11 protein-coding genes are annotated in these 11940 nt (G+C 65.7%); 3 read left to right on the top strand and 8 right to left on the bottom strand.

What is annotated here, in order from left to right; translation table 11 throughout:
* Position 1: 1 nt before the first annotated feature.
* From D2V17_RS00800 to mutM, 8 genes are all read right to left on the bottom strand, one after another.
* Positions 2-1546 (bottom strand): catalase, encoded by a 1545-nt coding sequence (locus D2V17_RS00800; RefSeq protein ID WP_119591250.1) that lies wholly within the window; start codon positions 1544-1546, stop codon positions 2-4.
* 69 nt (positions 1547-1615) lie between these two features.
* Positions 1616-1942 (bottom strand): hypothetical protein, encoded by a 327-nt coding sequence (locus D2V17_RS00795; RefSeq protein WP_119591249.1) that lies wholly within the window; start codon positions 1940-1942, stop codon positions 1616-1618.
* A gap of 38 nt (positions 1943-1980) precedes the next feature.
* Positions 1981-3063 carry a calcium:cation antiporter gene (locus D2V17_RS00790; RefSeq protein ID WP_119591248.1) on the bottom strand — a complete coding sequence of 361 codons (1083 nt, stop codon included), beginning with the start codon at positions 3061-3063 and terminating at the stop codon, positions 1981-1983.
* A gap of 103 nt (positions 3064-3166) precedes the next feature.
* Positions 3167-4126: an isoaspartyl peptidase/L-asparaginase family protein gene (locus D2V17_RS00785; protein ID WP_119591247.1), complete on the bottom strand. Its 960-nt coding sequence runs from the start codon at positions 4124-4126 to the stop codon at positions 3167-3169.
* 1 nt (position 4127) lies between these two features.
* Entirely contained in the window at positions 4128-4898 is a 771-nt protein-coding gene (locus tag D2V17_RS00780; RefSeq protein ID WP_119591246.1) for a HesA/MoeB/ThiF family protein, read from the bottom strand.
* Between the two features lie 486 nt (positions 4899-5384).
* Entirely contained in the window at positions 5385-6845 is a 1461-nt protein-coding gene (dnaA, locus tag D2V17_RS00775) for a chromosomal replication initiator protein DnaA (RefSeq protein ID WP_119591245.1), read from the bottom strand.
* Positions 6846-7296: 451 nt separating this feature from the next.
* Positions 7297-7557 (bottom strand): 30S ribosomal protein S20, encoded by a 261-nt coding sequence (gene rpsT / locus D2V17_RS00770; protein ID WP_119591244.1) that lies wholly within the window; start codon positions 7555-7557, stop codon positions 7297-7299.
* Positions 7558-7701: 144 nt separating this feature from the next.
* Positions 7702-8517, bottom strand: a complete 816-nt coding sequence (gene mutM, locus D2V17_RS00765; protein ID WP_119591243.1) for a bifunctional DNA-formamidopyrimidine glycosylase/DNA-(apurinic or apyrimidinic site) lyase — start codon at positions 8515-8517, stop codon at positions 7702-7704.
* Positions 8518-8597: 80 nt separating this feature from the next.
* Here mutM and D2V17_RS00760 point away from each other — a divergent pair, with 80 nt between their 5' ends.
* From D2V17_RS00760 to ubiB, 3 genes are all read left to right on the top strand, one after another.
* Positions 8598-9539: a DMT family transporter gene (locus D2V17_RS00760; RefSeq protein WP_119591242.1), complete on the top strand. Its 942-nt coding sequence runs from the start codon at positions 8598-8600 to the stop codon at positions 9537-9539.
* Positions 9536-10267: a class I SAM-dependent methyltransferase gene (locus D2V17_RS00755; protein ID WP_119591241.1), complete on the top strand. Its 732-nt coding sequence runs from the start codon at positions 9536-9538 to the stop codon at positions 10265-10267. Before D2V17_RS00760 ends, D2V17_RS00755 begins: the two co-directional genes overlap by 4 nt.
* A gap of 145 nt (positions 10268-10412) precedes the next feature.
* On the top strand, positions 10413-11940 hold a 1528-nt coding region (gene ubiB, locus D2V17_RS00750), incomplete at its 3' end, for a 2-polyprenylphenol 6-hydroxylase (protein ID WP_119591240.1).

Raw genomic sequence — 11940 nt, 5'->3', positions numbered from 1 at the left:
CCTATTCGGCGGCTTCGGACAGGCTGATCTGTTCGTCCGTCGTCGACCTGGCCGAGGCCATGCCGGGAGCTTTCGACTTGCCGCCGAGCTTGTCGCGCACGGCCTTTTCGATCCGCTCGCCGATCTCGGTATCCACGTTCTTCCAGTAGACGAACGCGCGCAACAGGACCTTTTCGCTGACGCCATCGCACAGATGGCCAGCGACGTTGCTGACGAAACGGTCGCGCGCAGCATCGTCCATCACCTCGGTTACGAGAGCGCGGGCCTGGCTCCAGTCGTTATCGTCTTCGCGCAGGGTATAGGCCTCGCGCACCATGTCGCCATCGGCATACCATGTCGCCTCGCCGCCGACCTGCGGCTGGGCCGAGGGCCCGCCGTAGGAATTGGGCGCATAGACCGGGTCGACCGCATTCACCGTGCGCATGGCCCCGGCGCGCGAGTAGGAGTGAACCTCGGCATTGCGCGCCGAATTGACCGGGATCTGCTTGTAGTTGACGCCAAGCCGGTGGCGGTGCGCATCGGCATAGGAGAAACCGCGCGCCAGCAGCATCTTGTCGGGCGACAGGCCGATGCCGGGCACCATGTTGTTGGGCTCGAAAGCGAGCTGCTCGATCTGGGTATCCCAGTCGACCGGGTTCTCGTTCAGCACCAGCTTGCCCACTTCGATCAGCGGGTAATCGGCGTGCGGCCACGTCTTGGTCAGGTCGAACGGGTTGATGCGGTAGGTCCTGGCATCCTCGTAAGGCATGATCTGCCACTTGAGTGTCCAGCTGGGGAAATTGCCCTGATCGATCGCGTCGAACAGGTCGCGGCGGTGATAGTCGCCGTCCTGCCCGGCCATGGTGTCGGCTTCGTCCTGCGTGAAGTGAGCGTTGCCGTCGCCAAGGTCGGTGTGGAAGTGGAACTTCACCCAGAACTTCTCGCCCGCCTCGTTGATCAGCATGTAGGTGTGGCTGCCGTATCCGTTCATCTCGCGCCAGTTTTTCGGCACGCCGCGGTCGCCCATCAGATAGGTGACCTGATGCGCGCTTTCGGGCGAGAGGGTCCAGAAGTCCCACTGCATATCGTGATCGCGCAGGCCGTTGTCGGCGCGGCGCTTCTGGCTGCGGATGAAGTGCTGGAACTTCAGCGGATCGCGGATGAAGAAGATCGGCGTGTTGTTGCCGACCATGTCGAAATTGCCATCCTCGGTGTAGAACTTGACCGAGAAGCCGCGCGGATCGCGCCAGGTGTCGGGGCTGCCGCGCTCGCCGGCCACGGTGGAAAAGCGCATCGCCACATCGGTCTTCGCGCCCTGCTGGAAAACCTTGGCCTTCGTGTATTTCGAGACATCGGCGGTGGTCTCGAAATGGCCGAAAGCGCCCGAGCCCTTGGCATGGGGCTGGCGCTCGGGAATGCGCTCGCGGTTGAAGTTGGCCATCTGCTCGATCAGGTAATGATCGTTGAGCACGATGGGGCCATCGCGGCCGAGCGTCAGCGAATGCTCGTCGCTCTGCACCGGAATGCCGGCATCGGTGGTGGTGGGGCGGTTGGTGTTCTTGCTCATGGGGGCATCCTGCGCTGGAAAGGTCTATCCTTCCTACGCTCCGCAAGGCTGCCCGTTCCGCCCTGCGCCCTAGCGACCCTTCTTGGCCGGTGCCGCGTGGAAGTCGGGGTCTTTCTTCGCCACCCATTTCACGAACTTGTCGATCACCGGCTCAGCCAGCAGCTGATCGACATCCATCCCGATCCGCTCAAGCTGCGAATTGGTGAAGTTCGTCATCAGCGCGTTCTGGCAGATCGCGTGCATCGGCACGGTTTCGCGCCCGCCGCGGCTCTTGGGCACGGGGTGGTGCCAGACCAGCGTAGCACCCGTGGGCCGGCCGCACAGCCAGCAGGTCGGCGGCGGGGCCTGTTCTTCGGGCTCGTCGATGTCCCAGTCGTCGCGGCGTTTGCGCGCCATGTGTCAGATCCTTCCGGTGTTCGCAGGCGGGTGATTGCTCAGGGAACAACCGTGGTGAACAGATAGACGCCGAAGATGACCAGATGCACCATCCCCTGCAGGATCGTGGTCCGGCCCGTGCCGAGCGATTGCGTCGCCACCAGCAGGCTCAGCAGCAGCAACACGATGCCCTTGCTCGACAGGCCGAGCATGATCGGCAGATCGACAATCAGCGACAGTGCGGCGACGGTCGGGATGGTGAGGCCGATGGTCGCCAGCGCCGAGCCCATCGCGAGGTTGAGGCTGGTCTGCACCCGGTTGGCGAGCGCCGCGCGCACGGCGGCAACGCTTTCGGGCAGCAGCACCAGCGCCGCGATCACCACGCCGACCGTGGCGCGCGGAGCGCCGAGGCTCGCCACCAGTTCGCTGACCGGCTCCGACAGGTCTTTCGCCAGCAGCACCACCGCACCGAGCGAGGCCACCAACAGCCCCGCCGAGATCAGTGCCTGCCGCTTCGAGGGCCGCGTATCGTGGATCGACGCCGGGCCATCGCTATCCCCCGAGCCCGACGGCGTGAGGAAATATTCGCGGTGCCGCACGGTCTGCACGGTGACGAAGGTGCCATAAAGCAGCAGCGAGGTGATCGCGACGAAGGCCAGCTGGCCCGAGGAATAGACCGGGCCCGGCTCGGTCACGGTGAAGTTGGGGAGCACGAGGCTGAGCACGGTCAGGCTCGACAGTGTGGCCAGCGCGGCGCTCACACCCGATTGCTGGAATGTCTGCTCGTGATGGCGCAGGCCGCCGATCAGGAGGCAGATGCCCACTATACCGTTCAAGATGATCATCACCGCCGCGATCACGGTATCGCGCGCCAGCGTGGCCGCTTCTTCACCCGCGCCCGCCATCAGCGAGACGATCAGGCCGACTTCGATAAAGGTGACGGCAAGCGCGAGGGTGAGGGTGCCGTAAGGCTCGCCGATGCGGTGGGCGATAACCTCGGCGTGGTGCACCGCTGCGATCACCGATGCACCCAGCACCAGCACCACCAGCGTAACAGGAACGGGAAACAGAGCGCCAAGCGCGAGCATCGCCCAGGCGAGCAATGGGGAAAGCCATGTGAGAAGCGTCAAGACGTTAGGCATGTGATCCGATTATTGCACGAAGAGGCAGGGGAGCGCGAGAGGGCGCTCGCCTCTATTTGGGAACTCCCACGTGCATTGTCACCCGGCAGGTGACAGGAACCTGCTATTCGTCGCCAAAAAGTGCCACGACCGGCTCGGCCCCGGCAGCGGCCACGCCGCGATACATGCCCTCGGTGTTGAAGCTCCATGCGGGGGTGCCATCGGCCCCGACCACGATCACGCCGCCCGTGCCGCCGAGCGCCAGCGTTTCGGCCTGCACCGTGTCGGCGGCTTCCTGCGCGTTCTCGCCGAGGAAGCGCATCCGCGCGGCGATCTCGTGCGCGAGGCCTTCGCGGATATAGAACTCGCCCGCGCCGGTGGCCGAGACCGCGCAGGCGCGATCGTCGGCATAGGTGCCTGCGCCGATCAGCGGGCTGTCGCCCACGCGGCCAAAGCGCTTGCCGGGGTGGCCGCCGGTCGAGGTGGCGGCGGCGAGCGCGCCGCTCCGGTCACGCGCCACCGCGCCGACGGTGCCGTGCTTCTCGTCGTTGATATGGGGCAGGCCTGCCGCCTCGCGCTCGTGCCAGCGGGCCAGCTGTGCCCGCGCGCGATCGGTGGCGAAATAGGCGGGCTCGGCCTGTTCGAGGCCCTGTTCGCGCGAGAACCGGTCCGCCCCGGCGCTTGCCAGCAGCACGTAGCGGCCATCGTCGAGCACCTTGCGCGCAAGCGACACCGGACTGCGCGTGCGGGTCACGCCGCAAACGGCCCCGGCGCGGCGCTGGGTGCCCTCCATGATGGCCGAATCGAGTTCGATTTCGCCCTCGGCGGTGAACACCGCGCCGTGGCCCGCATTGAAGGCGGGGTCGTTCTCCAGCGCCTGCACCGCGGCCTGCACCGCATCGAGCGCGCTGCCGCCTTGTTCGAGAATAGCGCTGCCATCGGCCAGCGCGCGGGTGAGTGCGGCGCGGGTGCGCTCCTCGCGCTCGGGCGTGAGGTCGGGGCGCAGAATCGTGCCCGCGCCGCCGTGGATCACGAGCGTCCATGCGGGGGCAGGCGGGGTGTGGCTGGCGGGAAGGGTGGTCATATCAGTCTCTCGTGGCCGAACAGCCCTTGCAGGCCGGGTCCTTGGCGATGGTGAGGGTGCGCAGCGAGGGGGCGAGGCCGTCCATCAGGTGCAGCTTGCTCCACAGCGGTTCGCCCATCTGCGGCGCGACCAGCACGCGGATCGCCTGCATGGCGGCGAAGGTGCCGGCCCAGCCCGCCATCGCGCCAAGCATGCCATCCTCGGCGCAGGTGTCGCAATCCTCGGCGTCGAAGGCATCGCCGACGAAGCAGCGGTAGCAGGCCTCGCCTTCCAAATGCCCGGCAAAGGCCCCGACCTGCCCCTGAAACCGGCCCACGGCAGCGGCGAGCAGCGGCACCCCGGCGGCCACGCAGGCGTCGGACACGGCAAGGCGGGTGGCGAAGTTGTCGGTCCCGTCGAGCACGAGGTCGACCCCTTCGAGAATGGCGGGGGCATTCTCGGGCGTGATCCGGCGGTCGGAGATGGTGACCGCCAGCTCCTTGTCGAAATTGGCCACCCAGCGCCGCGCGGAAACGGCCTTGCCGTGGCCCACGTCGCGCTCGGTGTAAATGGTCTGGCGCTGGAGGTTCGACATGTCGACATCGTCGTCGTCGACCAGCGTCAGCGTGCCGATCCCGGCCCCGGCGAGATATTGCAGCGCGGGCGAGCCGATCCCGCCGAGCCCCATCACCAGCACATGGGCCTGATTGAGCAGCACCTGCCCGGTGCCGCCCAGTTCGGGCAGGACGATATGGCGGGCAAACCGGTCGAGACGGGCGGCATCGAAGTTCATGGGCGCATCCCTAGGTGGCCGGGAGAAGGCGGGGAAGAGCTTTCCTACAGCTGGTGGATAATGGCAGGAGGCGTGCTCGATCTTTGATAGTGTGGATAACGGTGCGCGTTGCGTTTCAGTGCGCGGCACTGTCAACTTTGCCTATGCGTTCGAAAGGCGCGTATTTCTGGGGGTTTGCGTGGGCGCGGCGCGGGTGACGGGGTGTCAACTCCGTCACCTTTGCGCGCTGTGGGTAGCTCTGTGGATGGCTTGTGGGCAAACCTGTGCACCGCGCCGGGAAAACCGGAGCGGCGCGGCTGTGGGCAAGCTTGTGGGGAAGCGCGGGAAAGGCGGTGGAATAACCGCCCTTCCGCTCAGCCTGAGCCTGTCGAAGGCTAGGCACCAAGGTTCGCCCCACAGTTGGGCTGATGCGGTGGCTGTCCTTCGACAGGCTCAGGACGAGCGGGGGAGGGGCTCAGCCTGCCTGAACGGGCGTTTGTGGCTGGATCAGCTCTCCAGCTGGCGCAGCAGGCTGCGCACGTCGCCGTCCATATCGGCGTCGCGGGTGCGCAGGTCTTCGATCAGGCGCACGGCGTGGATCACGGTCGAGTGATCGCGGCCGCCGAACTTGCGTCCGATCTCGGGATAGCTGCGCGGGGTCAGCACCTTCGAGAGATACATCGCCACCTGCCGCGGACGCACCACCGCGCGGGCGCGGCGCTTGCTGCTCATTTCCGCGCGGTCGATGCGGTAGAACTGGCAGACGGTGCGCTGGATCTCGTCGATCGTGATGCGCTTGCGGTTGGCCGAGAGAATGTCGGTCAGCTGCTCCTCGGCAAGCTGAAGCGACACTTCCTGACCCGTAAGCTGGGCATAGGCGATCAGCTTGTTGAGCCCGCCGACCAGCTCGCGCACATTGCGGCTGACGGTGCGGGCAAGGAAGTCGATCACGTCCTCGGGCACCGCGAGCGGGGCGAACTTGGTCAGCTTCGATTCGAGAATCGAGCGGCGCAGTTCGATGTCGGCTGGCTGGATATCGGCGACCAGACCCATCGACAGGCGGCTGAGCAGGCGCGGCTCGACCCCGTCGAGCGCCTGCGGCGCGCGGTCGGCGGCGAAGACCAGCCGCTTGCCCTCGTTAAGCAGCGCGTCGATGGTGTAAAGCAACTCTTCCTGCGCGCTGGCCTTGCCGATGATGAACTGGATGTCGTCGACCAGCAGCAGGTCGAAGCCCCGCAGACGGCCCTTGAACTCGATCATCTCGTTCGACTTCAGCGCCTGCACGAACTCGACCATGAAGCGCTCGGCCGAGCAGTAGAAAATGCGGGCGCGCGGGAAGGTGCGCAGATACTGGTGGCCGATGGCGTGCAGCAGATGCGTCTTGCCCTGGCCGGTGGCGGCCTTGAGGTAAAGCGGCGAGAACTGCGGCTTTTCGGCCTGCGCCATACGCTCGGCAGCGTTCTTGGCCAGCACGTTGCCGGTGCCGGTGACGAAGGCGGCGAAGGTCTGGGTCGGGTCGAGGCCGACGCTGGAGGTGAAGCCATCGTCGCCGATCGATTCCATCGCCAGCGACGGATCGTTGGCGGCGACATTGCCGAAGTGGTCCTGGCTCTTGAGGCTGATGTCCGACATCCGCCGACGGCCGGGGTGCACCTTCACCTCGACCTGACGCACGCCGCCGCGGATGATCTTCCAGGCGAGCGAGAGGCGGTCGAGATAGTTCTTGCGCACCCAGTTGGCGAGAAATTCGCTCGGCAGGAACAGCTCGAGTGTGCCGGTGGCCTTGTCGAGCTTGCCGAGCTGGATCGGCTTGATCCACTGCTGGTGGAGCTGGTGGCCGAGGTCCTTGCGCAGGCCCTGGCTGATGTCAGCCCAGTCCGCCGCGAGGTCCAGGGCTTCGCTCTCCTCGATATTTTCCACGTTGTTCCCGTTCTTGTCTTTGCGCACGCGTCCTGCCTGTGGCCCCATCCGTATCATTGTCATGTCATTCCTGTTCAAAATGCCCAACCGACAGATGCTGCCCCATACGCAGGCACGACCTCCCCGCACGGCGCGGACGTATGCTGCGCCGCCGGTCGTGTTGCATTTGGATCTGTAAGCGGCCCGGGGTGACCCCGCGCTGACCGCAAAAGGACTATTGGACGACTTGGCGGGAGGGGCAAGTGCGGGCCTGTAAAAAATCCTAAATATACTGGCTTGACACCTTGGGGTCCCGCAGGCGTCCGTCTAAGATATTGATATCAAACAATAGTTATATGACAGGAATGCGAATCGTTGGAATCGCGCTCTTTTGTCGAGTGCCAATAAGTGCAAAGCCCTAGGCACAAAAAAAGGCCGGTGAAAGGATCACCGGCCCGTTCCAAATTTGTTCTGATTTTGATGCGTTTCGACAGCGAATCATCGCCGCCGGAAATGCGAATCAGAGTGCCGAGACGCGCTTGGTCAGACGGCTCAGCTTGCGCGAGGCAGTGTTCTTGTGCAGCACGCCGCGAGCAACGCCGCGCGCCAGCTCGGGCTGGGCGGCCTTGAGGGCGGTCGAAGCGGCTTCCTTGTCACCTTCGGTGCAGGCCAGTTCGACCTTCTTCACGAAGCTGCGGATGCGGCTCATGCGCGCGCCGTTGATCTCGGCGCGCTTGTTGTTGCGACGGATGCGCTTTTTGGCTTGCGGCGAATTGGCCATGTCTGTCCTTCGTCTCCACGAACGCTGGAGCGCGCCCGGATGTCTCTTGTTGTAAACGTGCGGAAGCAGGCGGCTGCCCGCTGGAAAGCGCGGCCCATAGCTCTATGGAGAGATTCGGTCAAGCAAAGGCGCTAACCCGAGCGCCTATCGCTGGCACCTCGGGCAATACCATGTGCTGCGCCCGCCCTGGACGATCCGCACGATGGTGCCGCCGTCCTCGCGCAGACACGGCTCGCCCTCGCGGCCATAGACGGCAAAACGGGTGGCGAAATAGCCCAGTTCGCCGTTTGGCGCGGCATAGTCACGCAAGGAGGAGCCACCGTCGGCAATGCTCTGTTCGAGCACCTCGCGGATGGCCGGGACGAGCCGTTCGAGCGCCGCCTTCGCAACCGTGCCGCCGGCTTTGCGCGGATCGATTCGCGCCCGGAACAGCGCTTCGCAGACATAGATATTGCCGAGCCCGGCCACGATCGCCTGATCGAGCAGGCACAGCTTGATTGCCTGTTTGCGCCCCGCCAGCGCGGCCTTGAGGTGGGCAGCGGTCAGCTCGCTGCCGAGCGGTTCGGGTCCCATCGCGGCAAAGGCGCGCCAGCCTTCGAGCCGGTCGGTCTGCACCAGATCGACGAAGCCGAATCGGCGCGGATCGTTGAGGGCAAAGCGGTGTCCCGGCGTTTCGAGCACGAGGTGATCGTGCTTCTCGTCGGTCTCGGGGTCGATTCGCCAACGCCCGCTCATGCCGAGGTGGAAGACCATGGTCGAATCGCGGTCGGTGTGGAGCAGGCCATATTTCGCCCGCCGCCCGAGCGATGAGACGGTCGCCCCGGTCAGCATCTGCACCAGATCGGGCGGAAACGGGAACCGCATATCGGGGCGGTTGAGACGCACGCTCTCGATTCGCGCGCCTTCGAGGAAGCGGGCGAGGCCGCGCACGGTGGTTTCGACTTCGGGCAGTTCGGGCATGGTATTGATTTACTGCGGCCAAGCCATTCTGTCATCGCCAAGCCTTGCTAGCGTTACCGGCGAGCCCCAAACAGAGCGCCATGGCATCCAATTCGAACTATCGCGCGATGGCGCTGCTGGCGCTGGTCATGGTGTTCTGGGCGGGCAACTCGATTGTCGGGCGGGCGGTGGCCGGGCAGATCCCGCCGCTGACCCTGGCCTTCATCCGCTGGACCGGCGCGCTGCTGCTGCTCGCGCCGTTTGCCGTGAAGCCGCTGCGGCGCGACTGGCCGGAACTGAAACGGGCCTGGAAGCCGGTGCTGCTGCTGGGCCTGCTCGGTATCGGCGTTTTCAACTCGCTGCTCTATTCCGGGCTTCAGTTCACCACGGCGACAAACGCGCTGCTGTTGCAGGCGGCGGTGCCCGGCGTGGTGCTGGTGCTTGACCGGCTGCTGTTCGGCCTGCGCAGCGGGGCGGTGCAGATCGTCGGCACGCTGGCCACGATGGTGGGCGTTGTGTTCATCGTGTTCGAGGGCGATCCGGTGCGTGCGCTGGCGCTGCATCTGGGCAGGGGCGATACGCTGGTGCTCGTCTCGGTGCTGGTCTGGTCGCTGTACACGGTGTTCCTGAAGCTTCGCCCGCAGGTCGCCCCGGTGAGCTTTGTGGCAGTAACTTTTGCCATCGGCGCGCTGGCGAATGCACCGATGGCGCTATGGGAATGGCACGAGGGGCTGCGCATCGTCTGGAACACCGGCACCGTTCTGGCGCTGGTCTATGTGGCGCTGTTCCCCTCGCTGGTGAGCTACTTCATCTACAACTATGCGGCCGCGCATCTCGGTGCGGCGCGGGCCGGGCAGTCGATCACCATGCTGCCGGTGTTCGGGGCCTTTCTCTCGGCGCTGCTGCTGGGCGAGGTGCTGCACTGGTATCATGCAGTGGGCATCGCGCTGATCGGCCTCGGGATCGCGCTGGGCCTTGCGGCGCTGAGGCGGCAACAAGCCGGTGGCGCACCGCGTCCGGCACCGCTAGAGGGCAAGGCATGAGCGAGCAGGTATCCTTCGGCTACGAAGACGTCGATCCCGCAGAAAAGACCAAGCGCGTCGGCGCGGTCTTCTCCAGCGTGGCGAAGAAGTACGACATCATGAACGATGCGATGTCTGGCGGCATGCACCGTTTGTGGAAGGACCGCTTTGTGAAGCGGGTGAAGCCGCAGCCGGGCGAGCATATCCTCGACATGGCCGGCGGCACCGGCGACATCGCCTTCCGCATGGCCGATTGCGGCGCCGACGTGATCGTCTCCGACATCAACCAGGACATGCTCGACGTGGGCGTGGAACGGGCGATGGAACGCGGCATCGATGGCCTCGTGTGGTCGTGCCAGAACGCCGAGGAGCTGACCTTCTCCAACCGTCAGTTCGATGCCTACACCATCGTGTTCGGCATTCGTAACGTGACCCATATCGACAAGGCGCTGGCCGAGGCGCACCGCGTGCTCAAATACGGCGGGCGCTTCTATTGCATGGAGTTCTCCAGCACCGACTGGCCCGGCTTCAAGGAGGTTTACGACCTCTATTCGCACCGGCTGATGCCGCTGATGGGCAAGCTGATCGCCGATGACGAGGAAAGCTACCGCTACCTCGCCGAATCGATCCGTCGCTTCCCCCGTCCGGCCGAGTTCGAGGCGATGATCAAGGCGGCAGGCTTCGTGCGCACACGGGTCGAGACGATTCTCGGCGGGGCGGTGAACATCCATTCGGGGTGGAAGGTGTGATGGTTGAGACCGTTCTCCCCTCCCGCCTGCGGGAGGGGCCGGGGGTGGGCATGGGCTCGCCAGAGCCCACCCCGCTGCGACCAGGCTCACCTGCGGTTCGCCAAGTCTCGCTGCCCCTCCCGCAAGCGGGAGGGGAGTGCGCGGCATGACCAAACCCGCCACGCATATCTGGCGCCTGCTCAAGTGGGGCCGCACGCTCGCGCGGCATGGCGCGCTGCGCGGGATCGAGGCCGATCCCAACACGCCTGCGCCGGTCAAGCGTTTGTGCCGCCTCGCCCGCTTCGGCACGGTGCAACCGCGCGAGCCCGACTATGCCGCCGCCTTTCAGGCCATCGGCCCGGCCGCGATCAAGCTCGGGCAGACGCTTGCCACCCGGCCCGATCTCGTGGGCGAGGATGCGGCGCGCAACCTGCTCAGCTTGCAGGACAGCCTGCCACCGGTCCCCTTCGAAAAGATCCGCGAACAGATCGAGCGCGGGTTCGAGCGGAGGCTGGAGGACATCTTCGCCGAGGTCGATCCGGTGCCGGTGGGGGCGGCCTCCATCGCGCAGGTTCACAAGGGCGTCACCACCGACGGGCGCACTGTGGCGATCAAGGTGTTGCGCCCCGGCATCCGCGAGAAGTTCGAGCGCGATATCGCCACCTACGAATGGGCCGCTGCGCACCTTGAAGCGATGGGCGGCGAGGCGCACCGGCTGCGTCCGCGGCTCACCATCGCCAACTTCAAGCGCTGGACCAACCGCGAACTGGACCTGCGCCGCGAGGCCGCCTCGGCCTCCGAGCTGGCCGAGGCGATGGTCGCCATCGACCGTTATGAAGTGCCTGCCATCGACTGGGACCGCACCAATGGCCGGGTGCTGACCATCGAGTGGATCGACGGGATCAAGATTTCGCAGACCGACAGGCTGATTGCGGACGGGCACGACCTGCCCGATCTCGCGCGGCGGCTGGTGCTGGCTTTCCTCACCCAGGCGATCAGCGCGGGCTATTTCCATGCCGACATGCATCAGGGCAACCTGTTCGTGCGCGCCGATGGCACCATCGTCGCGATCGACTTCGGGATCATGGGAAGGATCGACCGGCGCGCGCGGCAGTGGCTGGCCGAGATCCTCTATGGCCTCACCACCGGCAATTATAAACGCGTGGCCGAGATCCATTTCGAGGCGCAGTATGTGCCGAGCTATCACTCGGTCGACGAGTTCGCGACCGCGCTGCGCGCCGTGGGCGAGCCGATGCGCGGCAAGCCGGTGAGCGAACTCAGCGTCGGGCAGATGCTCGACGGGCTGTTCGCGATTACCCGCGATTTCGACATGCAGACCCAGCCGCACCTGCTGCTGCTGCAAAAGACCATGGTGATGGTCGAGGGGATCGCCACCCAGCTCGACCCGCAGATCAACATGTGGGACGTGGCCGCGCCCTATGTCCGCGACTGGATCCGTGACGAGCTTGGCCCGGAAAGCGCGATTGCCGACCGCATCAGGCAGGATACCGACACGCTGCTGCGTGTGCCCGCGCTGATCCGGCGGCTGGAGGAGCGCTTCCCGCCGCGCGGCGGTGCGCCCGAGCAGCCGCCTCTGCCGGATGTCGAGCTGATCTGGGAACGGCGCGCGCGCAAGGGTGGCAACCGGTGGCCCGGTTATGTCGCGGCGGCGCTGGCGGGCGGCGTGCTGGTCT

This window comes from Aurantiacibacter xanthus (genome assembly GCF_003584015.1).
GTDB classification, from domain to species: domain Bacteria; phylum Pseudomonadota; class Alphaproteobacteria; order Sphingomonadales; family Sphingomonadaceae; genus Alteraurantiacibacter; species Alteraurantiacibacter xanthus.
The sequence above is the reverse complement of the archived record's forward strand: the minus strand, read 5'-3'. Positions and strand labels throughout refer to the sequence as shown.